This window comes from Pyxidicoccus sp. M6 (genome assembly GCF_055568925.1).
On the sequence record NZ_CM145714.1, the window covers coordinates 2,861,438 to 2,886,207 of the forward strand.

The following is a 24,770-nucleotide window of genomic DNA, read 5'->3' on the forward strand; positions in this document are numbered from 1 at the left end:
CTCGCTCGCGTTGCAGGACGGCGCGCAGTTTGTCCTGAACATGTTTCGTCCGCCAGCGCAACGAACGCCCCGCGTCATGACGGCGCTCCGCATGACTGCCTGCCTGCCCGGTATTCCAGCAGTGCGTGCCGACTACTCCGCAATTCTCGGTGTCTCACCGCAATTCCAGTAATTGAATGGCGAGAGCCCCGACTCGGGGAAGCACAGGAGGTGGCCGATGACAGCCAGGCGTAGCGGGCTCGAAATCCCGGAGCCGGTGCGGCTCAGGGCCCTGGCGCTGGGCGCCGTGGGAGAGGCCTGGCTGGCGGAGCTGCCGGGTGTCCTGGGGGGGCTGGTCGGGGACTGGGGGCTGGAGCCGGGGCGAGTCCTCACGGGCGGCACGGATGCGCTGGTGATGGAGGTCTCGCTCACGGACGGCCGCGAGGCGGTGCTGAAGATTGTCGGGCCGACGCGGGAGCCGACGGAGCGGGAGCTGGACGCCCTGCTGGCGGCGAAGGGGCGAGGCTACGCCGAGGTCTACCGTCATGACCGGGCGCGGGGCGCCATGTTGCTGGAGCGACTGGGGACGCCGCTGGCCGCACTGGGGTGGTCCGCGGAGGCGGAGATGAAGGCCATCTGCGCCACGCTGAACTCGGCCTGGGCACGGGCCGATGAGCCGTCGGTCTTCACTTCCGGAGCGGAGAAGGCCGAGCGCCTGGCGGTCTTCATCCAACAGTACTGGGAGGCAATGGGGCGGCCGTGCTCCGAGCGGCTGGTGTCGCGAGCCCTGGCCGCGGCGGAGGCACGCCGGCGGGCCTTCAATCCGGACACGGCGGTGCTGGGCCATGGCGATGCCCACTCATGGAACACGCTGAGCGTCCCCGGAGGCGGGGAGGAGCGGTTCAAGTTCATCGACCCGGATGGGCTCTTCATCGAGAAGGCCTACGACGTGGGAGTCCTCATGCGCGAGTGGACTGCCGAGCTGTTGGCGGGCGACCCCGTGGCGCTGGGCCGGGCGCGGCGAGACCGGATGGTGGCACTCACGGGAGCGGACCCGGATGCGGTCTGGCAATGGGGCCTGATGGAGTGCACCTCCTCGGGCCTGCTGTGCCTGCGGATTGGATTGGAGGGAGGCCAAGAGATGCTCACGGTGGCCGAAGCCTGGGCAGCGGTGGACCCGGGATGACCGAGTTCAGTCCAAGAATCGGCGCAGCCAGCGGCGCTCGAAGGCCTCGTCCAGCAGCCAGGGAGTGCTCTCCTGATGGAGTTGGGGATCGAGCACCCGGGCAAGTGCACGGTAGGGAGACATGTCGTCCTGTGCAGATGCGTCACCCGCCCGAGGCCATTCGCCCAGGGATAGCAGGAGGCGCCCATCCCCCAGAGGCTGGAGGGAAACGGAGGGGGGAAGTCGCTGGCGAAGGGACTCGGGGCCGCCCAGTTGCTCCAGCAGTGGCGAGCCCAGGAAGGTCAGCCAGTAGGCCCCTCGGGCCCGCGTGCCAATGGACCGGGCCGCGGGGCGGAGATTGTAGACATCCAGGCCCGGATAGCGAAGGCAGAGTTCCTGGACAGCTTGCCTGGCGGCGCTGCGAAGGCCACCCGGGGAGACGAACGCAGGGCTGACGTAGCCAAAGCTCCAGGGCAGCTCCGCTGCCAGGGCGAGCGCGAGCTCGCGTACGCGGCCGGGGCCGTGCTCCAACAGGAATTCAGTGGGGAGGGTGAAGGCCGCTGCGCTGACAGCCTCTTCGTTGCCCTGCCACGCAGGGGCATCCAGCCATTTGCCCGAGTACTCGAAGTTGTGGGCCCCTACTTCGTCGTGGCTCTCCTGCAGGCGCGCTTCGCTTCCGGTGGGCCGGGGGCTTTCGAGGACTTCCTGGCGGACGGACTCCCAGCCCGCGTCGTCCAGGGGCGCCCACTCTCCATCCGGCATGACGTACCAGTTCAATGCCTGGGCGGGGACGGCGGCGCGGTAGGTCTGCAAGGCTCGCCACAGGCCCGCGGCCACGTCTCCGTGGGAGCGCCTCATGAAGAAGGAGAACAGGAGGCCATCGCGAAGCACCACGCGGCCCCGGCTGTCGTGGATGCGGAAGGAGGGAAGCGTCGCTGTCACCGGAAGACTCCCGCCGGCGAGATGATGACGGGCCGGCAGCTCAACGCTTCCATGTAGATGGTTCCCTGGTCGGCTCCAGCAAAGGCGCTTTTCGGGCCATACCGTGTCCACTGCGGCTGCTTGCCTTCCAGGCACGGAAACTTGAAGTCGAAGACCCGACATGCAAGTGGCTGGTTGTCCCTGCCGTGGAGGACGATGTCAGGCTTGATGGTCCGCCACAGGCCCCTCTTACAGCCGCTGGCCAACAGACGTTTCTCCTCTTCGCGGCTCACGCTCTCCAGTAAGCGGGGCTGCCGAAAGAAGCGGTAACGCGGCTCGATGCTGTAGAGGTCGCCCCACTCCTCGTCCAGGACCCGGCGGGCGCAGGCCAGCGCCACGGCATGCTTCTCATGGCCCAGCGCCGCCGCGCGTGTCATGGATTCGAGGCAGCCTTCCACCTCCACCTCGACCTCCTCGAAGCACTCGTCATCGTTGGGGCGCCGGCCTCCAAACCAGCGACGGTTGACCTCCAGGTCGGCCTGAACAGCGCATTCCTCCAATCGCCGCTCCAGCTCGTCCTGAGGCTCCGTGTCGCGAAGCGCAAGCGCGGCGACGACTGGGGCGGCACGGGTGGCACCAGAAGCCACGGTCAGTGCTTTGGATGCAGCGGATTGTTTCTCCGCAAGCTCGGTGCACGTGGCGGGGTACTTGCCGCAGTGGGTGGAGTAGGTGTCCAGCCGCAAGTCGCGCGACGACGATGCACCGGATTGTGGCGGGACGGTGGCGCAGGCCGTCAGCAGGACAAGTGCGGGAAGCAGGAGGACGCGCTGCGAGAGCAAGCTCATACCCAGCACGGAAACCCAGAACCTGGATTCGAGCAACTGCTGTAGGTTGGTGACATGTGGCGCCGCTATCGCCAGAAGCTCGACCCGGACGAAAAGTCTGGAGACCCATTGGGGCCACCGATGTTGTGGCCCGACGGGCGCCACGTTGCCGCCAGCGGACGTGGCCGCATCTTCCTCTGGGACCTCGCGACAGGGGCGTGCTCACAGGTGCTGAAGACCGGCGCCATCGGTGAGTCATCGTTCCGTCTGGCGTGCGAGCCGGTGCTGGGGCGCGTGCTCGAAGCCCACAAGCTTCGCGGTGTCGCCATCTGGGACTCGACGGACTGGCGCTGCATCCAGACCTTCGCCGGGCACGGGGAGCCGGTAGAGGCCGCCACGTTCGTTTCCGGGGACCGCGTCCTCTCCATCAGCGGCGACAGCACCGCGCAGGTATGGGACGCGTGGACGGGTGAGCGCCTGCGCATGCTCGACACCCTGCCGCTCTACGGGCTCGCGAAGAACGATGCGAGCGGCCTCGTCGCTGTCAGTGGGCATGACGGTGTCGTGCTCCTGCTCGACGGCCCCACGCTCGATGTTCGCGCCAGCTTCCACCTGCCGAAGGCGACCGCGCGACATGCGCCACTCTCCGAGGAGCGCAAGCGACAGCTTGGCATCGTGTGGGACCGCCCGAAAAACCTCATTCCCGCGCTGACCTGGCACCCCGATGGAGAGCACCTGCTCTGCGGGAGCTGGGACTTCGTGGCCAGGATGGTTCACAGCCGCACCGGCCACGTCGTGCGGGAGTGGCACGGCCACGCTCACTGGGTCGACGCCGTCGCCGTCGAGCCATCGCGCGGACTGCTGTGCACCGGCAGCTCCGACGGCACCGTGCGCCTCTGGTCGCTCGACTCGCCCGAGTGCCTCGCCGTCCATGACGTCGGCCACGCCGATATCGGAGGTCTGCTCCTGCACGACGGCGCCATCTACGTGACGTGCCGGAGCGAGCTGCTGGTGATGCCCCTGCCCGCGACGTGAGCGGGGAGGGCGCTCACTCGAAGTCGCGAAGCCGTCTCACCCCAGCCCGGTGGACGAGGCCGCGACCTGCTGGAGATAGGCACAGAGCATGTCGGCCAGTTCCCCGGCGCGGGCGTCGATGTCCTGCTCGGTGCGGTCCTCCTCCGAGAGCCGCTTTCCCACGGTGTTGAGCGTCATCATGACCATGTCGCCCGCGAGCACGCGCTTCTCCTCCGGCACCGTGGGGAGCGCCTCGCGCATGAAGGCCTGCACCACGTGCGTGCCGTGTACGCGCGGCTCCCGCGCCTCGGGGGCCTCGCGGTAGCGCGGCGCCGCTTCGTCGAGCGCCATCCGCACCCGGACCTCCTCGCACTCGGACCGGATGAAGGCGTGCACGAACTCGCGCAGGCGCTCCAGCGGAGGCCGAACCGAGTCCCCGAGGATGCCGCGCAGCCGCTCCCCCGTCTGGCGCCACTCGTCCGTCTGCAGGCGGAAGAGGATGGCCGCCTTGTTCGGGAAGTATTGATACAGCGACCCGATGCTGATTCCCGCCTTCTCCGCGACACGGATGGTGGTGAAGCGGTCCGCGCCCTCGCGCTCCAGAACCTGAATAGCGGCGGCGAGGATGTCGGCGACGAGCTGCTCGGAGCGCGCCTGCTGGGGCTTCCTTCGCGAGGAAATGCGTGGGGTTGAACGGGCCGTCACGAAGCGCCTCGGGAACGCGAATGGGAAACACAGGCAATCAATCGTACTCCTCATCGCGGCGCAAGGACGCGCTCCCCACCTGATTGGGATTACCGATGAATACACTTTCCACTGCCCCTCTCGCCCCATTGCTCCAGCGGCTGTTCTCGCAGGCGGACCAGACCTCGTCCGCGAGCATCCAGGCCTTCGCGCGGATGCCGGACGAGGAGCGCGCCCGGCTGCGGTCGAGCAAGACGGAGTACCTGAAGTTCTACGCGATGCTGAAGGACGACGCGCTCGCCGTCTCCCGCGAGACGGGCACGCTGCTCTACATGCTGGCGCGCTCCTGCCGCGCGCGGACGATTGTGGAGTTCGGCACCTCGTTCGGCATCTCGACGCTGCACCTCGCCGCGGCGCTCCGCGACAATGGCGGCGGCCGGCTGATTACGAGCGAGTTCGAGCCCTCGAAGGTCGCCCGCGCGAGGGCGAACCTCGAGGCGGCGGGGCTCGCGGACCTCGTGGAGGTTCGCGAGGGCGACGCGCTCCAGACGCTCGCCAAGGGCCTGCCCGAGCAGGTCGACCTGTTGCTGCTCGACGGCGCCAAGGCCCTCTATCCGGACATCCTCGCGCTCGTCGAAGCCCGGCTGCGGCCGGGGGCCTGGATTCTCGCCGACAACGCGGACTGGAGCCCGGAGTACCTGGAGCGCGTCCGCTCGCCCCAGCACGGCTACCTGTCGGTGCCGTTCGCGAGCGAGGTGGAGCTGTCGATGCGGCTCGGCTGAGCGTCTCGCGCACGCAGCGCGGCCCCCGGGCGCCGGATGCGCCGAACGCGCACCCCGGGTAGCGGAAGGAGCCTCCTGGCGGGACGCGAAGTGTGATGCGCGACTGTCCTGCTCGTCGGGGAGGCGAGCAGGCATGGAGACGCCCGGAGGAAGCTGGTGGTAGAAGGGCGGCGGATGAGCGCTTCAGACGCGCTGGTGGTGAGCTCCGTCGCCCTCGCGCGCAACCAGACGGATTCCGACGTTGCCGTCGCCGAGGCCGAGCGGCGGCTCCACGCATTGCTCGAAGAGATTTCCGCGCTCGACCTGGAGGTGGAGACCCTCTCCTCGGAGCTGGCCACCTTCTCCGCGTTCTACGAGCACGAGCTGGCGGCGGCCTTCGCCCACCTCGAGCGTTGTGAGCGCCTCGTCCGGCGGCTCCAGGCGCTGCAGGACGAGCTGGCCCGGCTCGACGCGGAGCTGCGCGCGCCGCCGTCAGCGGAGGCGTCCGTCCGCAAGACCAAGGCGAGGAAGAAGAAGTCGGCCCGGTCGTATCGGGCTGCCTGGGAGGACGAAGACGCGGAAGGGGAGGAGCGCCCCTGGACGCCCGGAGCCACGCTCGACGACGACGTGCCCGAGCCGCTCTCGCCGCCTCCCGACCTCGCGTCCGAGGAGCAGACCCTCAAGCGGCTCTATCGCAAGCTCGCGCGACTGATTCACCCGGACCTCGCCCGGACGGAGGAGGAACGGAGCCGGCTCCACCAGTTGATGATTCAGGTCAACCTCGCCTTCGAGAAGGGAGACCGGACCGCGCTGGAGCTCTTCCTCCTCCGCGTGGACAAGGGCGAGCTGCTCGACACGGCGCTGTCCGCGGACGAGCGGCTCGCGCACGTGGAGAAGCGCAGCGCCGCCCTCACGCAGATTCGCCGCTCGCTGCTCACGGACCTGGACCGCCTGCGCGCCACGTCCACCTTCCGGCTCCATGCCGAGTGGAAGGGGCGGGAGGAGCAGGGACGCGATTATTTCCAGGAGACTCTCACCGAGCTCGCCGAGGACGCCGAGCGCACGATGCGCGACGCCCTGGCGCGCATGGGCCGGATTGACCGGGCGGCCCGGGAGCTGACCGCTTTGAAGAACTCGCTCACCGAAGCGAAGCCCGAGGGGGCGCTGCGCACCTTCGACCCCGTCCTCGAAAGTCCCCTCGTGCGCAAGGGCGCGGAGCGGCTCGAGCGCCATCGGGCGACCTCCGAGGCGCGTGCGCTCGCGCAGACGCTGGAGGAGGCGGTGGAGCGGGCCCCGTGGGAGGCCGCGCTGGTGTTGCTGGCCTTCTTCGCCGAGCGGGCGGGGCGTCCGCCGGATGCGCTCGCCAACCGCGAGGGCTGGGCCGAGCGCTACGCCGCCATGGCCAAGGCATGGCCGGAGGCACCGTCCTTCGAGGCGCTGCTCACGCGGCTGCCTCCGCCCCTGGAGCTCGGGCTCCGCTACCAGGGTGGGAAGGTGCGCTTCGGGCTCCAGCTCAAGTCCGTGGAGCTGCTCGCCGGAGTGCCCATCGCGCTGGAGCGTCAAACCGTCGCGACGCTGGCGCAGCGTGTGCTCGCGCACCTCGGTCCGCGCGAGCAGTGCAAGGGCTGTGGCGTGGACGTCTTCCTCGTGCACCTGATGCGCACCCGGGGGCTGGACGAGATCAACGGGCTGGTGTGCCCGGCCTGCGGTCACGTCGCGAAGAGCTACTTCCTCTTCAACTGGTCCGAGGGCCAGGAGGCGCTGCTGCCTTTCGCGCTGAAGGTCGGCCTCGTCGACGAGGTGGTGGTGAAGCTGGCGGGGAAGGGCATTGCCTTCCAGCTCGTGCCGGTGTCGCGCGAGGCGCTGACTGTCGGAGCGCTCAAGCAGCTCTTCGCGGACCTGTACCTCAAGCCGTACGGAATCTCGGCGCAGCACGCGGACCTGGTGGTGAAGGCGGCCTCTCGTGTGCTGAAGGACGAGGCACCGGTCGAGGCTCCCGTGCTGACGCTCGGCATCCGCAAGGCGGGCCGGGACTCGCTCGCGTCCGAGCTGGCCGAGGGCGAGCAGGAGCTGGTGGCGCTGCTGCGCTCGCGAATCGAACGCCGCTTCCGGCCGGGGTAGCCCCGCACTTCGCGGCCTGGAAGAACAACGCCTCACCGCTTACTGCCCGGCGCGCCTTGGGCTCGCGCCGAGCAGTAAGCGATGGACGTCCCCCTCAGTACAAAGTCTGCAGTGCCGTGATGTCGCTCGCGGTGAACTCGCCGGTCGTGCCCGCGGGGTAGCAGGAGTTCATGATGGAGCCCCCCGCCGTGGCGAGGGCCGGGGTTCCCGGAATGAGGACCGCGCCGACGCTGCCGACGCCTTCGTTGGTCGCGGTTCCGCCGCAGCTGATGGCGCGGTTGTAGTAGTCCGAGTGGCGCAGTCCGAGCGCGTGACCGATCTCGTGGGTGATGACGTGCTCGATGAAGTCGTGCGAGTAGCTCGACAGAGAGGCGCTGATGGCAAGGAGGGCGCCTGGCTTGCCACCCGAGGGGGCCTGGGTCGTGGCGAGGCCTCCCCCGGTGCTGGGAGTGGCGGGATTGATGATCATTTCAATATCCGCGTACGGAGGCCGGGGCGGACAGTTCGGATCATTCACGCACGGCTCGGGCAGGAAACGGATGTCGAAGCCCAGGCCCAGCGCATTGAAGTTGGCAATCGCGTCGTCGAGGCCGATCCGGATTGCGATGGGGATGGCCGCCGTCGACCTGATGGTGATGAACTGGATGTTGGTGGAGATCACATTGGTGGTGCGGTACTGCTCCTGGCTGCTGCTGTCCCTCTCGAGCATCTCCCGCGAGGCCTGGAGGCTCACCGCCATGTCGCCTCCCACGATGACGGCACCGTCCACGACCGTGATTTCGCTGGCCGGGAAGCCCGCCTCCTCGAGGTTGGCGATGGTCTCCTGCGTTTCGTCCACGGCGACTGACTCGGCGCCGCAGCCGAACATCCACGCGCTACAAATCAATGCGAATACGGTCGCTTTCGCGGCCATCGGTCACTCCTGACAAGTGTTGGAGGCTGGAGCACAACGATTCTGTTGGAGTTTATGGACCGGTCCATTTCGAGATTATGGCGAAACACGCGCGAAGTAAACGCAATCAGGTATCAAAAGTAGTCGCGAAATATTCCGTAATCATGCCGAGAGGCGCCTGACGCCCTCCGAGCGGATGGCCGCGCCCGGCTCTCCAATTTGAATGGACCGGTCCAATGGTGATACCAATGCATCATGCGACATATGGGCATGGTGTGGGCCGTCCTCTGGCTGGTGGCGGGCTGTAGCGAAAGCGGAGACCCGGCGGACGCTGGAAGTCCGTCGGACGGCGGTGTGTCCGAGGACGCGGGCGTCTCCGAGGATGCGGGCAGTCAGGGCGATGCAGGCAGCTCGCCCGACGCGGGAGCGCCGGGCGGCGCGGTGGGCGACGGCGTGTCCTGGAAGCGCGAGCGGTTGGGGGACCTGGAGGTAGACACGTGGACCTGGGAGGACGCGGCCGGCCGTCCCCGCACCGTCTCCTTCAAGCGCGAGGGTGACGGCAATCCAGGGCACGGCGGGGTGGCGGTGCGGCTGACCTGGCAGGTGCCCGACGGCGCGGGGTGGCGGACCGAGTCCGCGGATGGCCTCGGTGGAGGCGAGGCCGGCTTCGGCACCTTCGTGGCGCATGAGCGGGGCCGCACGTTCGACGACGGCAGCTCGGGCACCATCGCCGGGCTTCACGGAGAGGACGACTCGCCGCTGGGCATCGGCTTCCCGGTGAGCATCACCCGTAGCGCACTGAGCGCCACCTCGACTTCGGGCTTCGAGGCCTTCGCCAGCACCTACCCGAAGTGGGGCACGGTGGCGCCGATGGCCGACGTCGACGGGCAGACGCCACGCTCGGCGGCCGCGCACCGGCGCTTCCTCCTGCCGGTCACCACCCGCTGGCACTTCGCCAAGGGGTTCAATGCGCCGCGCATCGACGTGGAGGTCGACCTGGCCCAGGTGACGGCCGGTCAACTGACCTTCGACGTGCGCGGCCCCTACGGTGTCCTGGAGTTCGCCAACGCCGATGTGAATGCCCCGCTCAACAACGTGCAGTGGGGTGACTCGGCCTACCACTTCACCACGCTGGCGCCGGCCGCCGGAAACCTCACCACCGCGGCAGGGTGGACCTGGGACGAGCCCATGGGCTCCACCCGCCCGTACCATGCCCTGCTCGCGCGCTCGGGCACGGTGCTCTACGAGCTGGGCCTCGTCGAGACGGAGCCGGCGCTCGTCTACAGCGGTTGGTCCGCCAACCGCGGCACCTCCAGCGCGAAGAGTGGACACCGGCTCCTGTCCGACGAGTTCGCTGACTGGGAGTGGCCCTTCCAGTCGGCCCAGTACTCGGGCGTGAGCGCCAATGCGCCCACCACCTTCAAGAAGTTCGCCTGGGGCAGCAGCAACCTCTACGGCTCCAGCGCCGATACGCAGTGGCTCAACGACGAGCGCTCGGTGCCGCTGGTCGCCACGCCACCGGTGCTTCGCTATCGCACCTGTCTCATCGTCGGGCGCTCCACCTTCAGCGACGGGGCACGCCGCGGGCTGACCCGCACCGCGGCCGGGGCGGCTTCACTTCCGTGTCCCACCGCTCCGTGACGTGCATCGCACCCCAGCGCCTACGGCCGGGCCCGGGGTATACGGTGTGGCCATGACGGTCACGGCGCTGAAGGGGCCCCTGCGCGGGGTCCGCATCGTTCGCGAGGGGCGTACACCGGCCTGGCGGCAGCTCCACACCCAGCTCTCCTCGCTCATCGCGGCGGGACGCATCGGCGAGGGGGCCAACCTCCCCTCGGAGCGCGACCTGGCGGCGGCCCTCGGAGTGAGCCGCGCCACCGTGAAGCGCTGCTACGACGAGCTGCGGCGCTCGATGGTGCTGGGAGGCCAGGGCCGCGCCGGTAGCGTGGTGCGCTCGGTGAGGCGCGTCGAGCCGGCCCTGGGCAAGCTGCGTGGCTTCACCGAAGAGATGCGGGACATGGGGCTGACGGCGTCCACCGAGGTCGAAGAGAGACAGGTGACGACGGACCGGCTCATGGCGTCGATGTTCGGCCGCCCGTCGAACGCGCTCTTCCTCCGGCTGGTGCGCATTCGCAAGGGCAACGGCGTGCCGATGACGCGCGAGGTGGCCTGGTACGACCTGACCCTCGCCCCGGCGCTCGGCGAGTACGATTGCCGCGGCTCCGTCTACGAGTTCCTCCGGGAGGAGTGCGGCGTGTCCCTGCGCTCGGCCGAGCAGACCGTGGAAGCCGTGCTCAGCTCGTCCGCCGAGACGCGTGCCCTGGGCTTCGAGCATCCCCAGCCGTGCCTGCTCTTCAAGCGCAAGACGTACGATGACCGCTCACGGCTGGTGGAGTACGCCGAGGGCACCTTCCGCGGCGACGCCTACGTCTACCGGGTGCGGCTGGGGATGTGAGGCCTGCCCCTGGGGAGCGCTTCCAGTACGCCGGCACGCGCCGCCACGTGGGCGCCGCAGGCGTTGCCCAGCTCGAGCGCTTCCTGGAGTGACGCGCCTTCGGCCAGCGCGGCACACAGCCCGGCCGAGAAGGCGTCGCCCGCCCCGACGGTGTCGATGGCCGACACCGGGAGGGCCGGTGCCTGGAGCGCGTCGCCGTCGCGCTCGAAGGCGAGACAGCCGCGCTCACCCACCGTCACCACCAGCCGGCGGCACGCGGGCCAGTTCGTCCAAAGAGTAGGCAGTGATGGGCGCAGTGCCGCGAGGCTCGACGGTTCGATGCCCAGCAGCCGGGACGCCTCCACTTCGTTGACGACGAGCGTGTGCGTCGTCTCTCGTAACGCGGCCGGCAGCTCCTGCCACGGCGAGGGATTGAGCACCGTGGGGATGCCACGCTCATGGGCCCGGCGGAACGCGGCGGTGAGCACCTCCACGGAGGCTTCGAGCTGCCCGTACACGAGCCGGGCACGGTCCAGGTCGGCGGCGGCACGCTCGACGTGCGCGGACGTGAGGAGCAGGTTCGCTCCCGGATGGACGGCGATGGTGCTCTGACCGTCGGGGGCGACGAACCCCGCGCCCCGGCCGGAGGATGCCGCCTCGAAGCGGTGCACGTGCCGGGTGTCGAGTCCCTCCGCACTGAGGACTCGCAGGAGGCGCTCACCCGCTTCGTCGCGCCCGCAGCCGATGAGCGCGTCGACCTCCACGCCGAGGCGGTGGAGGCCTACCGCGACGTTGAGGCCCTTGCCTCCCAGGCCCACCTCGAGACGTGAGGCAGCGAGGCTCTCCCCCGCCATGGGGAGCCGGGGAACGAACCAACACAGGGCCTCCACGAAGCTCGCCACCACGAAGACGCGCACGCCCGACTCTGGAGCACACGTCCGCCACCAGCGTCAACCGAGCCACGTCCACACCGCTGCGAGGACGGCAAGTTCCACCCAGGATTCAGCGGTGCGCACACACTGCGTCCTGATGACCGGCAGGGGGCAAGGAATCCTTGTACCCCTATCGGGAATCAAGCATGGGTATTCCCCAAACCTGGGAGTCCATGACCATGACCCGGTCCATTTCAATCCCACGCATCCCGCTCGGTGTCTGTTTTTGGGGCCTGCTGTTGGGGCTCGCCCTGCTTCCGCTGACGGCTCGTGCCGAGGTCTCCTCCGACGTGCGGCGGTATGTGCTGTCCATCCATCGGCTGATACAGGACCTCGCGTACGAGCGGGCGCTGGAGCAGGTGGCGCGCGCGAAGAAGGTGTCGAAGGGGCCCGAGGACGATGTGGTGTTGTCCCTCTACGAGGGCATCGTGCTCGCGGAGCTGAGCGCGGGCCGGCAGGACGAGTCGGACGCGGCCTTCAAGGCGGCGCTCTTCCTGAATCCGGAGGCGAAGCTGCCGCTGAACGTGTCCCCCAAGCTGAGGCGGCGCTTCGAGGCCGCGCGACAGCAGGTCCTGAAGGAGCTGGCCGCGCGAGGGGAGCATCCCGACGCGCTGAAGATGGACCCTCCCGCGTCCCGCGTCGCGGATGCGCCGCGAGAGCCGCTGCCACGGGCGGCGGTGCCGGCGGCCACGTCCGCTCCCGCGGCGGAGGTGTCCGAAGAGCGCTCCTCGTTGCGGAGGCAGGCGCGGATTCCGGCCATCGCGGGCGGCGTGCTGGCGCTGGCGGGTGGCGCGTTCTGGGTGGCCGCCGAGGGGCAGAAGTCGAAGCTGGAGGGCGGGGGCGATGGCATCCGCTCGAGGGATGACGCGCATGACGTGGCGTCGCGGGCCCGCACGCTGCAGACGGTCAGCGTGGGCCTGCTGGTGGGAGGCGTCGTGGGGCTGGGAGTCGCGACGGGCATGTACCTGATGGGTGGGCCGAAGGACCCGGTGGCGGTGACGCTGGGGACGGATGGGACGTCCGCCTTCGTGTCCGGGAGGTGGCCATGAAGGCGCTCCTGCGTTTCATGGTGCCGGTGGCGCTGGGGCTCGGCCTCCAGCTCTCCGGATGCCTCGACGTGGACGACGCGGTGAATGATTTCTGCGACAGGAACCCGAGCATCTGCGCGGATGGTGGGACGGATGTTGGCAAGGATGCCGGGCCCGACTCCGGTGTGGATGGAGGGCCGCCGGGCTGGAAGTACGAGCGCACGATGCACACTGCCCGCGCGGAGCACACGGCGACGGAATTGAGGGATGGGCGGGTGCTGGTGGTCGGTGGAAATACCGGGGGCGGAGTCCCCACGGACACGGCGGAGGTGTACAACCCGAGCGACCACATCTGGACGGAGACGAAGCAGCACCTCCAGACGGCCCGCATGAACCACACCGCCACCCTGCTGCCGGACGGCAGGGTGCTGGTGGTCGGGGGGCGGGGCGCCGGTGGAACCATCCTGAGCAGCGCCGAAATCTATGACCCGACCCGGGATACCTGGGAGCCCGCGCCATCGCTGAGTATCGGGGGGCGTGCCGATCATGCCGCCATCCAGTTGCCCTCGGGGAAGGTGCTGGTGGTCGGTGGAGCGAACCCGGCGGAGCAGATGGAGCTCCCGACCGCGCTCTATGACCCTGATGCAGGCACGTGGACGAGCGCGGGGGCACTCCGCTACGGGCGTGCCTTGCTGACCCTCCTCGTGATGGATGGGAAGGCGTTGGCCGTGGGTGGCTACAACGGCAGCGGCGCTCAATCGACTGCCGAGGTGTACAACCCGAACCCGCCGGATGCGGGGTGGACGCTCCTTCCGGGGGGCATGTCCGAACCCCGGAGCGGTCACGCCATGGCGCTGACCTCGGACGGAGTCCTGGTCACCGGCTCACTGGTCGGTTCGTCTCCGGCGAGGGTCAGCAAGGTCGTGGAGCTCTTCAATCCGACCGCTCAGACGTGGTCGCGCAGGGCCGACATGACACAAGCCCGATTCGCCCACACGGCAACTCTCCTCGACTCGGGCGAGGTGCTGGTCACGGGCGGATGGACTGACGACTACGAGACCTCGCTCTCATCCGCGGAGATATACCGGGCGGATGGAGGCTGGAAGTCCATCGAGAGTATGTCGACTGCGCGCGTCTATCACACGGCCACGCACCTGAGGTCTGGAGCGGTGCTCATCACCGGCGGCAGCAGCAACGGCAACACCTCTCTGAGCACCTCCGTGGAGTACGTCCCCTGAGTCACGAGTCGTACGGCTCGGTGTCTGGGGGGGGCCGCGCGATGCTACCCGAGCGCCTCCGTTCGGCCGCCCCGCCGGGACATTCCCAGCGACACCACCGCGAGCACGGCGAGCCCCACCCAGGCGTGCCGGGACGCGGCCTCGACCCAGTGCCCCAGGGGCGTCGTCACGCCCAGGGCCCGCTCCAGCACCCAGCCGCACGCGGCCGCGCCGCCCACCGCCGCGCCGCCCATGCGCAACACGGTGAAGCCCGGCCCCCGGCTCCAGAGCAGGAGCCAGGGCAGGACGAGCAGCACCACCGCGGCCTGCATCACCTCGATGCCCAGGTTGAAGCCCAGGATGCTCATCGCCAGCGCTCCCGAGTCGAACCCCATGCCCGCGAGCACCGTGGCGAACGCGAGCCCATGCACGAGCCCGAAGCCGGCCGCCACGAGGTGCTCGCGGCCCGGGAAGAGCGGGCGCACCGCGTGCACGGCGGACACGAGGATGCTCACCGCGATGAGCACCTCCACGGGCTGGCTCGGCAGGCGGAGCACGCCCACCGCCGCGGCCGCCAGCGTGAGCGAGTGGCCCACGGTGAAGGCCGTCACCACGCCGAGGACACGCTTCAGGCTCTTGCCCAGGCGGTCCGGTTCCCGCCAGCGCCCTCCGCGCACGAGCAATGGCGCGGGCAGCAGCAGCACGAGCAGGAAGAGCAGGTGGTCCGTCCCCTCGGCGATGTGGCGCAGGCCGAGCTGGAAGACGGCCTTGAAGCCCGTCCACCACGTGCCGTGCGTCCGGTCGATGCGGAGCGACGGTGCCTGGGCGCTCACGTCACCCACCATCTCCTGGCCCTCGCCGAAGAGGCCGGTGCGGAAGTCGCGCCGCACCGACACCAGGGCCCGGTGATTCATCACCTGATGCAGCACCAGCGTGTCGGTGAGGGTGAAGGCGCGCGCCGAGGCGCCCGGAGGTGCCCGCAGCGTGACGTGCGCCAGGACGCAGTCCCCATCCTCCACGCGCGCCACGCCCACGGGGCCGACCTCGACGTCGAAAGGCCGGCCGTCGGGTGTGCTCGCCTTCAGGTGCTCCCGGATGTAGGCCGGGAGCGTCGCGGCGCGCTCACGAATGACCTCCGCGGGCACCGCGTCGAACGACTGCGTCAGCGCGAGCGCGAGCTGGTCCAGGGGCAACTGGACCTCGGCCTCCACGGCGTGCTCTCCGATGTCGAGGAGCACGGCCGTGTTGCGCACGAGGTGCGCGCGGGCGGACACCCCCACCAGGAGCACGGCGAGTCCCAATGTCCATGCCCAACGTTTCGTCGTGCTCCTGGCGGGGATGGCAATCATTGGCTCAGCCGGTTCCCGTAGTCCGTCTGCTTGTCTCGGTAGATGGTGTGGTAGTGCGTGATGTTCCGGATGACGACGCCGCTCTGGCATGCGACCTCAATCCAGACGCGCGGGCCGTCGATGCGCATGTACGTACCGCTGGCGTCCACGTCGACGCCCGCGGACTTCGTGCCGCCCCAGGCGATGTACGTGTGGGCGTAGGCGTCCGGTGAGGTGTACGCCGCCACGAGCGGGTCGGAGATGGCGGGCGCGAAGTCGGCCACCCACTTCTTGATGGCCGCCGTCACCAGCGCCTGCTGGCTCTCGGAGAGCGTGGAGACGAGCAGGCCCGCCTGGGTGGGGAAGACGACCTTCGAGTAGCTGCCGCTTCCGTACTCCACGGGCCCGAGCACGACATCGGAGAAGGAGCCCGTGAGGTACGCGGCGTCGAGCTGCTCGGCGCTCAGCGAGTCGTACATGGCCAGCATCGCGTTGCCGTCATCCTCGAGCGGCGCGTAGGTGGCACCATTCACTTCGATGGCCGACTTGGGCTCGGCGCCGAGGTGGTTGGGCGTCGGGTAGCCCGTGCCGTTGAGGTACGTCACGTTGAAGGCCATGTGGTGGCCGCCAATCTGGAGCATCCAACTGCCCGTCGTGGACGGCGTCCCGATGAACGCGATGACGTAGTTGTTCGACGAGTAGTCGAACGCGATGCCGCCCATGCCTCCGTCGCCGCCGGGAGGACCGCCGAAGCCACCGTCTCCGGGCGGAGGGCCGCCCATGCCGCCATCTCCGCCGGGAGGACCGCCGGGGCCCGCGGTGCCACCGTCGTACGCGCCGAGGTAGTCATCCGCCGCGAACACGCCCGTCATGTCCGCGTATCCCTCCTCCGTGAGGACAAGGGAGGCGAGCTTCAGCGCGGCCGCCTTGCTCTCGGCGCTCAGCGTGCCCCACTTCAGGCCGTTGCGCGTGACGCCGGGCAGGTTGCTCCAGTACGTCTTCGCCACCGGGTCCGTCCACGCGTAGACCACCGAGGCCCGCTGCTCCTCCGTCAGCGTGTCGAGGAAGGCATTGGACGCGCAGACCACCTGCTCGGCGTGCGTCGCGGCGGTGGAGCAATCCGCCGTGGTGGTGCCCGCGTCGGTCGTGGTGCCCGGGTCCGAGTCTCCATCGCAGGCGCTGAGAGCCAGGATGGAGCAGCTCACTCCGAGACACAGCCATTTGATGACATGTCGTTGTTGCATCCTCTACCCCTGGGCAAGGTTTCCCAGGAGACGGCTTGTAGCGACGAGTCCTTAAGACATTCTGACGCCCCCGGGACACGCCCTACCGAGCAGCCGAGCGACAGGTACACCTCCGCACCGCCGCCTCATGAGCAGAGGCCGCGATGCAAGCGCGCAGCCGACTCGGAGACAGAGAGAGGCTTGTTTCGACCAAATGACTGGATTAGTAATTCGGTCAATGGGTCGGATGAAGGCGTCCATGACCGATGCGTGCAGCGCGGCCGGCCCGGTTCGCGCGGACAGACGCGGCTTCGGGCGGGGCGGCTTCCAGCGCCTGGGGCGCGGCGCCGTGCTCGCCGCGCTCCTGCTCGTCGCCAGCGTGGCGAGGGCCGAGGTTCTCGAGGGGACCCTCGGTCCCGGCTCCGGTACGGGCGCGTACTCCCTCACCGTCAGCGGCGGGGTGGCGCTGGGCTCCTACGAGGCGGGCTTCCTCGCGTACGCCGCCGCCGCATCCCGCGCGGACCGCATGGAGCGCATGCGTCTGCTGACCGGGGCCTCGGCTGGCAGCCTCAATGTGTTGCTGGCCGTCCTCGCGGCGTGCGGAGAGGAGGCGCCCGGGCCCACCCAATCCCTCTTCTGGGGCACGTGGATTCCCGTGGGCTATGAGCGCCTCTTCGTCCCCGAGGACGTGACGCCCCTGGGCGCCTTCTCGCGTGCGTGGCTGGAGGCCCAGTCGCGTCGCATCGAGGCGGCGTGGAACCGCGGCCTGTCGCCTGGCTGCGACGTGGTGCTGGGCGTGTCCGTCACTCGCGTGGAGCCGCGCCTCGTGCACGTGGCGGGAGGACGCCTGCCGCTGCCGCGCATGGAGGAGAAGTTCGCCCTGCGCATCCAGGGGCGCGGCCCGGGCCAGCCGCCGCGCGTGACGAACTACACCGCCCCTGGCAGCACGCGGCGCGAGCCGCTGCTCGTCACCGATGAGCAGGGCGAGGTGGCGTTCACCGAGGTGCGCGACCTCGTCCTCGCGTCCATGGCCTTCCCGGTGGCCTTTCCGCCCAAGGCGCTCGCCACCTGCGCGGCGGGTGCGACGGCACGCCCTGGCGTGTGTCTGCCCGGCGAGGCACACGTGGCCGACTACATCGATGGCGGCATCTTCGACAACACACCGCTGCGTCTGGCCGTGGGCCTGGCGCGCGACGGGCTCGAGCCCACGCCGGAGGGCGGCCCCCTGCGCTGGCGTGACGCGCCCGAGCCCGGTGGCCGGGGCTCCCCCACCGACGTCTTCTTCGTCTTCGTGGACCCGGACGCCACCGAGTACCCGGCCTCGCCCGTCCCGCAGGGCCCCCGCACGTCGCGGCAGTTGCCGCAGATGCTCGGGGGCGTGGCGTCGGCCTTCATCGACACGGCGCGCTCCAAGGAGCTCGCGCTGCTCCTCGAGGAGGAGCCGGAGATTGCCTGGCGCCTCTCCCTGCCGCGCCGGCACTTCCCGGCCGCGAGCGCTCCATTGGGCGCCTTCCTCGGCTTCTTCGAGACGGCCTTCCGCAGCTTCGACTTCTACCTGGGCATGTACGACGCGCGGGCCATGATGAGGGAGTCGGAGGCGGCGGGACTCGGGCGCTTCGTGCCGCCCGAGGGACAGGGCACGGACTGGACACCCTTGTGGTGCATGCGCGCGGTGTACGACGGGCTGCCGGGTGCAGCGGCGGACTGCGCCGGCGAGGAGCTGGCCGACTTCCGCGCGCTGCTGAAGGTGTCGCTCGACCGGCTGTACGCGGTGTGCCGTGACGCGAAGGCCGCGCCGGGCCCTCGTGGTTGGCGCAACGCGCACTGCGAGCGAGCCGCGGCAGGTGAGGCGCCACCACGGGTACCGGGGCTCTCGCCGAAGCGGTGGCCGGACTGGCAACAGGGCGCGCACGAGACGGAGCTCGCGCACACCCTGCGGCTGCTGGGTGGCTACGGCTTCCACTTCCGCGACCTCGATGCGCCTCCGGGGCGTGACGACATCGCGCTCATGCGCATCCGTCAGGCCATCGGGCGCGCCGTGCAGCGGCTCGCCGAAGTGCAACCCGGCGACGGCTCCGGGGTCGTCGAGTTCGCCGGAAAGCTCCTCGCCGACAGCGTGGCGTACGCGCCCCCGCGCGCGTCGTTGCACCTGGTGATGGGACCCACGCTCACCGAGCTGGGCGTGAGCCTCGGCACCGACTCCCCGGAGATGCCTCGCGGGCTGCGGCTCGCGGGCGCGCTCGGCCTGCGGGGGCTGCAGCGGGTGTTCTCCTCGGGCGGAGGGGAGCCCTTCGCGCTGGCCGCCGTCGTGGGCCCGGAGCTCCGGCCGTCCGCGCTGCAGGCGGCGCTCGTCCAGGGTCGCATCGCGCTGCGCGCCGGCTGGCAGTTCAGCACGCGGGAGTCCCTGGGCGACGAGGACTGCGACTCCGCGGGGGTGAGCTCGTGCTCGCGCCCCGTGGTGCAGGGCCTCCTCGGCGCGACGTTCCTCGAGCGCCTCCGCGTGCAGGTGGTGGGGGAGTGGTACCCGCCCTCGGGTGGTCACCGGGGGCTGTGGTCCATCGCGCCGGGCATCGGCGTCGAGCTCAACCCATGAGCCTTCGAAGCGAGAGGTGACGGCGTGCCAGAGGGGCGACATCACGACGAGGCTTCCGTGGGAACGACAGCGCCCCTGGCGGACGCGACGACGGCGGTGGACGAGGTGCTCTTCGAGTCAGACGGCGTGCGGGTGACGACACGGCGCGTGGTGGTGCGCGGCCGTGCATGGGGCCTGGAGCACGTTCGCGGAGTCACCGTGTTGCTCCAGCCACCCGCGGAGCGCCTGCTGCGGATGCAGGCCGTGCTCGTCGGGGCGCTGCTCCTGGTCTACGGGCTCGCACGGGGCCCGCTGGCGGCATTCGTCCACGATGGCAGCCCCGAAGGGATGGCGTTCAGCGTGGCGGCGCTCATGGGCTACGCGGCCCTGTCCCGGAGACTGTTGCGCTCCGAACGCACGTACATCTGGCTGCACACCCGGTTCAGCTCGCAGCTCGTGTACCAGGGCCGTTCCCTGACGACGGCACGCGCGCTCGCCCACGCACTTCGGAGGGCCCTGCCACAGCGCGGGGCGGATGAGGTGCCCGGGGACGCGGCATAGGGACGCGTCCAGCCCGGGCGTACGTGGGAGCGCTTGGAGGACTCGCCCGCGGAGCAGGCTGGGGGCCTGAAGCAGGGAAGGGGCTTGCACTGACTGACTGACCGGATTATTAATCTGGTCAATGAACTCGGACCCTCGCACCGCCATCATGAACGCCGCCGGCGAGGTCTTCGCACGGTATGGCTTCAAGAAGGCCTCCGTCGAGGACATCGCCCGCCGTGCCGGCGTCGGCAAGGGCAGCATCTATCTCCACTTCGAGAGCAAGGAGGCGATGTTCGAGGCCTGCGTCCGGGCCTCGAACGCCCGGTCGACCGCCGAGCTCGAAGCCGCCGTGCGTCGTGCCACCACCCCGGAGCTCCAGGTCCGTGCATTCATCGACTGCAAGCTGGAGCAGATGACCCGCGGACTGGGTGAGCATCGCATCATGATGGAGCATCTCTTCGAGCTGGGGGCCCAAGCGATGCGCTTCGTGCCCGAGCTCCAGGCGAAGGAAGCCGCGGTTCTCGCGCGCGTTCTTGCCGAAGGCACCTCGCAGGGAGTGTTTGCCGTCGCGGCCCCCCACCGGGTGGCCACCGGCTTCATCGAGATGCTCACGGGGCTGACCATCAAGTTCCTCACACAGGGCCTCGAAGCACCGTTGAAGGACGCGTTGGACGCCTTCTTCGACGTCTTCATCCGCGGCCTCGCTGCCTCACGAGAGACGACGCGCCCCAGGAAGCACTGAAACGCCACGCACCCCATGCGTCTCGCTTGGGGTTTTTTCACGCCCGAGACTGACCAGAAAACCAGTTCAGTCAGCTGGTGCCGGGCCACGAGGAACGAAGCCATGAAGATGTCCCTGAGAGCAGCAGCGGTCGCGGTGGCGGTGGTGGCGGCGGGGTGCGGTGGCAGCAAGCCTGTCGCCCCCCAGGCTTCCGCCGCGCAGGTCGTCCAGAAGCCAGTGGGTGTTCGCGCCGTCGCACCGGCCACGCAGCTCGAGTCGAGCGTCCTGCAGGCCACGGGCAGCGTGCGCGCCCGGCAGGCGGCGACGCTGAGCGCGCAGGCGTCCGGCACCCTCACGCGCGTCACCGTGGACGTGGGTGACAAGGTGAAGCGCGGCCAGGTGCTGGCACAGCTCGACACCTCGAACGCGCGCATCGCCGTGGACCAGGCGCGCGCCTCCAAGTCGGCCGCCGACGCCGCGCTCGACGGCGCGACGACGGAGGTGGAGCGGGCGAGGACGCTCGCGCAGTCCGGCAGCCTCGCGCGCGCCTCGCTCGACAAGGCCGAGGTGGGCTTCCGCCAGGCGCAGGCCCAGGCGGCGCAGGCGGCCGCGGCGCTCGCCAACGCACAGGAGAACCTGCGCGACGCCTCCCTCACGGCGCCCTTCGACGGCGTCATCACCAGCAAGAGCCGCAACGAGGGCGACTACGTGTCTCCGGGCACGGCCATCTTCGGCCTCGTCAATACGCAGGCGCTCGAGGTGCGGGCGGCCGTGCCCGAGGCCTTCGTGGACCGCGTCCAGGTGGGCACCCTCGTCAAGGGCACCCTCAACCCCTCCGGCGCGCCCTTCGAGGCGAAGGTGCGGAGCCTCGGCGCCACCATCGACGAGCAGACGCGCACCGTCGAGGTGCTCGCGGACGTGCTGCCGGCGAAGGACGGCGGGGCGCAGCTGCGCGCGGGCGCCCTCGTGGAGCTCGACTTCTCCGCCACGCTGGCCTCCGACGACGGGCAGGGACAGGCGGGGCTCTTCCTGCCCTCGCAGGCCGTCAATGCAAAGGGCCAGCAGGGCTTCGTCTGGGTGGTTCAGGACGGCAAGGCGCAGCGCCGTGACGTGAAGGTGGAGCGCGTGCTGCCCGGCTTCGTGCGCGTCGTGCACGGCCTCGGCCCCGAGGAGCGCGTCGTGGCCGACGCGAGCCTGCCGCTCCAGAACGGCACCGCGCTCCAGGTCGTCCAGTAGCCCGGCGCTTCCTTCTCATCCTCTTTCCGACGCACGCCACCCATGCTCAAGACCTTCATCAAACACTCCGTCTTCACCGTCATGCTGATGGCGGCGGTCGTCGTCTTCGGCCTCTACGCCTTCCCACGCATCGGCGTGGACCAGTACCCCAACGTCGACATCCCCGTCGTCACCGTCACCACGCTGCTGCCGGGCGCGGACCCCGAGTCCATCGAGAAGAACGTCACCAAGCCGCTGGAGGAGGGGCTCAACACGCTCAACGGCGTGGACGAGCTCAACTCCATCAACCTGGAGAACGTCAGTCAGGTGACCATCAGCTTCAAGCTGGGCACCAACGTGGACGTGGCGGCCCAGGACGTCCGGGACCGCGTGCAGGCCACGCTGCGCCAGTTGCCGGATGACATCGAGACGCCCGTCGTCGAGAAGTTCGACATCGGCGCGGCGCCCATCCTGACGCTGTCGCTCTCCGGCGCGCTGCCGATTGAAGAGCTGACGCGCGTGGCCGAGGACGTGGTGAAGCCCTCGCTGCAGAGCCAGGCGGGCGTGGGCAGCATCGACGTGGTGGGCGGCCGCAAGCGCGAAATCCAGCTCGTGGTGGACCCGCAGCGGCTGCGCGGCTACGGGCTGGCCATCGGCGACGTGAGTCAGGCGCTCCAGTCGCAGAGCGTGGACCTGCCCGGCGGGCGCGCCACGCAGGGCGGCCGCGAGCGTATCGTCCGCCTGACGGCCGAGGCTCGCAGCGTGGGGGAGATTGGCGACATCATCATCGCCAGCCCCAACGGCACCCCGGTGCGCGTGCGTGACGTGGCGGCGGTGGTGGATGGCCCGCAGGAGGCGCGCGGCCTGGCCCGCTCGGACACCGGCGCCGCGCTCGCCCTCGTGGTGCGCAAGCAGTCGGGCGCCAACACGGTGCAGGTCGCCGAGAGCGTCAAGGAGTCGCTCGCGGAAATCAACGCCGAGCTTCCCCAGGGCGTGACGGTCAGCACCATCAGCGACAACTCCACGAACATCCGCGCCTCCATCCACGCGGTGCAGGAGGACATGCTGCTGGGCGGCGTGCTCGCCGTCATCATCGTGCTCGCCTTCCTGCGCAACTGGCGCTCCACGCTGGTGTCCGCCATCGCGCTGCCGGTGAGCGTCGTCGGCACCTTCGCGGTGATGGCCATGCTGGGCTTCACCTTCAACATCATCACCATGCTGGCGCTGACGCTCTCCATCGGCCTGCTCATCGACGACGCCATCGTGGTCATCGAGAACATCGTCCGCCACCTGGAGGAGGGGAAGACGCCCATGCAGGCGGCGCTGGAGGGCACGCAGCAGATTGTCATCGCGGTGCTCGCGGTGACGCTCGCCATCGTGGCCGTGTTCATCCCCGTGGCCTTCATGGAGGGGACGATTGGCCAGTTCTTCTACCAGTTCGGCGTCACGGTGGCCGTGGCGGTGCTCATCTCCTACGCGGTGTCGATGACGCTCACGCCCATGCTCTCCAGCCGCCTGCTCAAGGGGCACAGCCATGGGGGCCCCACGGGCCGCATGAGCGCCGCCATCGAGCGCGCGCTCGTGGGACTGGAGAACTGGTACCGCCGCATCCTCGGCCGCGTGCTGGAGCGGCGCGGCCTGGTCGTCGTCGCGGCCGTCGGCGTGCTGGTGCTGACGCTGGGAATGGCCCGCTTCCTCAAGTTCACCTTCATCCCGCCCTCGGACAACGGCACGGTGCGCGTGACGCTCGAGCTGCCCGTGGGCTCCACCCTCGAGGACACCGAGCGGGAGCTCGCCACCGTGGCCGCGCAGGTGCGCGGCCTGGAGGGCGTGAAGGAGACGTTCAGCACCGCGGGCGGCGGCACGCTGGAGGAGGTGCACAAGGGCGAGGTGCTGGTGAACCTGGTGCCCCGCCGGGAGCGCGCCTTCGACCAGGAGACCTTCAAGGCGCGCCTGCGTGACGCGCTGCCGCGGCTTCCCGGCGTGCTGCTCTCCGTGCAGGACGTCTCCGGCGTCGGCGGTGGTGGCCGCAACCAGCAGGTCCAGTACGTGCTGCGCGGCATGGACTGGCCCCAGGTCGTCGCCGCCAGCGAGAAGCTGCTCGCCACGATGAAGTCCAACCCCGGCCTCACCGACGTGGACACGACGTACCGCGCCGGCAAGCCGCAGTACGACGTGAGCATCGACCGCGAGCGCGCCGCGAAGCTGGGCGTGCCGGCTGCGCAGGTGGGCATCGCCCTGCGCTCCTACCTCGGCCGCGACGAGTTCATGACGTACCGCGAGGGCGGCGAGACGTACGACGTGAAGCTGCGCCTGCCGGACGCCACGCTCGCTTCGCAGGAGGCGCTGGGGCAGCTCACCGTGCGCACCACGAGCGGGCAGTTGGTGGAGCTGCGCAACGTGGCGAACATCGTCCCCTCCGAGGGCCCGGTGCAGATCGACCGCCAGAACCAGAAGCGGCAGATCACCCTGCTCGCGAACCTCGCGCCGGGCTACACGCTGGGCGAGGCCATGAGCTCCGTCACGGCGCAGGCCCAGCAGGTGCTGCCGCAGGGCGTGGTGGGGAGCTTCGCCGGCAACGCGAAGGAGCTGGGCAAGACGGCCGTGGCCTTCGGTACCGCGATGGGGCTGGGCATCCTCCTGCTGTACATGATTCTGGCGGCGCAGTTCGGCAGCTACATCCACCCCTTCACCATCATGCTGTCGTTGCCCTTCGCGCTCATCGGCGCCATCGGCGCGCTGCTCCTGTCGGGCAACGCCCTGTCGATGATTGCCCTCATCGGCGTCATCATGTTGATGGGCCTGGTGGTGAAGAACGGCATCCTCCTGGTGGACTTCACCCAGCAGCTTCGCGACGCGGGCCGGAGCGCGCGCGACGCGCTCTTGCAGGCCGCTCCGGTGCGCCTGCGCCCCATCCTCATGACGACCATCGCCATGGTGGCCGGCATGGTGCCGGTGGCGCTCGCCAAGGGGGATGGCGCCGAGACGCGCGTGCCCATGGCGCTCGTCATCATCGGCGGCCTCATCAGCTCCACGGTGCTGACGCTGGTGGTGGTGCCCGTCGTGTACTCGCTGCTGGACGGGCTCTCCGAGCGCTTCAAGCGCAGGAGCGCCGCTCACGCGGAGGAGGCCGCGGTTGCCTCCGCCGCCGTGAACGGCGACCTCATGAGCGAGGGCTCCCACTGAAGAAGAAGCC

The 24,770-nt window shown here is 69.7% G+C and carries 20 protein-coding genes; 13 read left to right on the forward strand and 7 right to left on the reverse strand.

The genetic code is table 11. From position 1 onward, the window contains the following. Positions 1 to 217 precede the first annotated feature (217 nt). A complete protein-coding gene (locus ACVTJA_RS11930) occupies positions 218 to 1,165 on the forward strand; it encodes an aminoglycoside phosphotransferase family protein (protein ID WP_465836484.1) in 948 nt (315 codons plus the stop codon). Between the two features lie 6 nt (positions 1,166 to 1,171). Here ACVTJA_RS11930 and ACVTJA_RS11935 read toward each other — a convergent pair whose 3' ends face one another. Together ACVTJA_RS11935 and ACVTJA_RS11940 are read right to left on the reverse strand one after the other, a co-directional pair. Beyond that, positions 1,172 to 2,086 (reverse strand): type VI immunity family protein, encoded by a 915-nt coding sequence (locus ACVTJA_RS11935; protein ID WP_465836485.1) that lies wholly within the window; start codon positions 2,084 to 2,086, stop codon positions 1,172 to 1,174. Then, entirely contained in the window at positions 2,083 to 2,910 is an 828-nt protein-coding gene (locus ACVTJA_RS11940; protein ID WP_465836486.1) for a hypothetical protein, read from the reverse strand. The genes ACVTJA_RS11935 and ACVTJA_RS11940 overlap by 4 nt, the downstream gene beginning before the upstream one ends. A gap of 54 nt (positions 2,911 to 2,964) precedes the next feature. Here ACVTJA_RS11940 and ACVTJA_RS11945 point away from each other — a divergent pair, with 54 nt between their 5' ends. Continuing rightward, positions 2,965 to 3,924 (forward strand): WD40 repeat domain-containing protein, encoded by a 960-nt coding sequence (locus ACVTJA_RS11945; protein WP_465836487.1) that lies wholly within the window; start codon positions 2,965 to 2,967, stop codon positions 3,922 to 3,924. A gap of 36 nt (positions 3,925 to 3,960) precedes the next feature. Here the strand turns inward: ACVTJA_RS11945 and ACVTJA_RS11950 are convergent, their stop codons facing one another. Beyond that, complete coding sequence (locus tag ACVTJA_RS11950; RefSeq protein WP_465836488.1) at positions 3,961 to 4,608, reverse strand: TetR/AcrR family transcriptional regulator; 648 nt, start codon at positions 4,606 to 4,608, stop codon at positions 3,961 to 3,963. A 95-nt stretch (positions 4,609 to 4,703) separates the two neighbouring features. Here ACVTJA_RS11950 and ACVTJA_RS11955 point away from each other — a divergent pair, with 95 nt between their 5' ends. Together ACVTJA_RS11955 and ACVTJA_RS11960 are read left to right on the forward strand one after the other, a co-directional pair. Continuing rightward, the gene (locus ACVTJA_RS11955; RefSeq protein WP_465836489.1) at positions 4,704 to 5,369 is read left to right on the forward strand and encodes an O-methyltransferase; all 666 of its coding nucleotides are present in this window, start codon (positions 4,704 to 4,706) and stop codon (positions 5,367 to 5,369) included. A gap of 174 nt (positions 5,370 to 5,543) precedes the next feature. Then, positions 5,544 to 7,469: a coiled-coil domain-containing protein gene (locus ACVTJA_RS11960; RefSeq protein WP_465836490.1), complete on the forward strand. Its 1,926-nt coding sequence runs from the start codon at positions 5,544 to 5,546 to the stop codon at positions 7,467 to 7,469. Positions 7,470 to 7,563: 94 nt separating this feature from the next. On the opposite strand, the gene ACVTJA_RS11965 is transcribed toward ACVTJA_RS11960, so the two are convergent. Then, positions 7,564 to 8,382: a M57 family metalloprotease gene (locus ACVTJA_RS11965; RefSeq protein ID WP_465836491.1), complete on the reverse strand. Its 819-nt coding sequence runs from the start codon at positions 8,380 to 8,382 to the stop codon at positions 7,564 to 7,566. Between the two features lie 234 nt (positions 8,383 to 8,616). On the opposite strand from ACVTJA_RS11965, the gene ACVTJA_RS11970 reads away from it, so the two are divergent. Together ACVTJA_RS11970 and ACVTJA_RS11975 are read left to right on the forward strand one after the other, a co-directional pair. After that, on the forward strand, positions 8,617 to 10,002 hold the full coding sequence (locus tag ACVTJA_RS11970; RefSeq protein ID WP_465836492.1) for a hypothetical protein: 1,386 nt from the start codon (positions 8,617 to 8,619) through the stop codon (positions 10,000 to 10,002). 52 nt (positions 10,003 to 10,054) lie between these two features. Continuing rightward, positions 10,055 to 10,816, forward strand: coding sequence for a GntR family transcriptional regulator (locus ACVTJA_RS11975; protein ID WP_465836493.1), 762 nt, complete (start codon positions 10,055 to 10,057; stop codon positions 10,814 to 10,816). Here the strand turns inward: ACVTJA_RS11975 and ACVTJA_RS11980 are convergent. Next, on the reverse strand, positions 10,792 to 11,712 hold the full coding sequence (locus ACVTJA_RS11980; protein WP_465836494.1) for a ribokinase: 921 nt from the start codon (positions 11,710 to 11,712) through the stop codon (positions 10,792 to 10,794). The genes ACVTJA_RS11975 and ACVTJA_RS11980 overlap by 25 nt on opposite strands. A 194-nt stretch (positions 11,713 to 11,906) precedes the next feature. Between ACVTJA_RS11980 and ACVTJA_RS11985 the strand changes: the two genes are divergently transcribed. Together ACVTJA_RS11985 and ACVTJA_RS11990 are read left to right on the forward strand one after the other, a co-directional pair. Continuing rightward, positions 11,907 to 12,776 (forward strand): hypothetical protein, encoded by an 870-nt coding sequence (locus tag ACVTJA_RS11985; protein WP_465836495.1) that lies wholly within the window; start codon positions 11,907 to 11,909, stop codon positions 12,774 to 12,776. Further along, positions 12,773 to 13,993, forward strand: a complete 1,221-nt coding sequence (locus ACVTJA_RS11990) for a Kelch repeat-containing protein (protein WP_465836496.1) — start codon at positions 12,773 to 12,775, stop codon at positions 13,991 to 13,993. The genes ACVTJA_RS11985 and ACVTJA_RS11990 overlap by 4 nt, the downstream gene beginning before the upstream one ends. 44 nt (positions 13,994 to 14,037) lie before the next feature. On the opposite strand, the gene ACVTJA_RS11995 is transcribed toward ACVTJA_RS11990, so the two are convergent. Both ACVTJA_RS11995 and ACVTJA_RS12000 read right to left on the reverse strand, forming a co-directional pair. Continuing rightward, positions 14,038 to 15,261 (reverse strand): HupE/UreJ family protein, encoded by a 1,224-nt coding sequence (locus ACVTJA_RS11995; RefSeq protein WP_465836497.1) that lies wholly within the window; start codon positions 15,259 to 15,261, stop codon positions 14,038 to 14,040. A gap of 56 nt (positions 15,262 to 15,317) precedes the next feature. Beyond that, on the reverse strand, positions 15,318 to 16,544 hold the full coding sequence (locus ACVTJA_RS12000; protein ID WP_465836498.1) for a DUF3500 domain-containing protein: 1,227 nt from the start codon (positions 16,542 to 16,544) through the stop codon (positions 15,318 to 15,320). Positions 16,545 to 16,782: 238 nt separating this feature from the next. Here ACVTJA_RS12000 and ACVTJA_RS12005 point away from each other — a divergent pair, with 238 nt between their 5' ends. The 5 genes from ACVTJA_RS12005 to ACVTJA_RS12025 all read left to right on the forward strand — a co-directional run bounded on the left by ACVTJA_RS12005 (position 16,783) and on the right by ACVTJA_RS12025 (position 24,760). Next, positions 16,783 to 19,116, forward strand: coding sequence for a patatin-like phospholipase family protein (locus ACVTJA_RS12005; protein WP_465836499.1), 2,334 nt, complete (start codon positions 16,783 to 16,785; stop codon positions 19,114 to 19,116). A gap of 57 nt (positions 19,117 to 19,173) precedes the next feature. Continuing rightward, the gene (locus tag ACVTJA_RS12010) at positions 19,174 to 19,656 is read left to right on the forward strand and encodes a DUF6232 family protein (protein WP_465836500.1); all 483 of its coding nucleotides are present in this window, start codon (positions 19,174 to 19,176) and stop codon (positions 19,654 to 19,656) included. Between the two features lie 121 nt (positions 19,657 to 19,777). Continuing rightward, entirely contained in the window at positions 19,778 to 20,380 is a 603-nt protein-coding gene (locus tag ACVTJA_RS12015) for a TetR/AcrR family transcriptional regulator (protein ID WP_465836501.1), read from the forward strand. A 102-nt stretch (positions 20,381 to 20,482) separates the two neighbouring features. After that, on the forward strand, positions 20,483 to 21,595 hold the full coding sequence (locus ACVTJA_RS12020) for an efflux RND transporter periplasmic adaptor subunit (RefSeq protein ID WP_465836502.1): 1,113 nt from the start codon (positions 20,483 to 20,485) through the stop codon (positions 21,593 to 21,595). A gap of 42 nt (positions 21,596 to 21,637) precedes the next feature. Further along, a complete protein-coding gene (locus tag ACVTJA_RS12025) occupies positions 21,638 to 24,760 on the forward strand; it encodes an efflux RND transporter permease subunit (RefSeq protein WP_465836503.1) in 3,123 nt (1,040 codons plus the stop codon). Positions 24,761 to 24,770 lie beyond the last annotated feature (10 nt).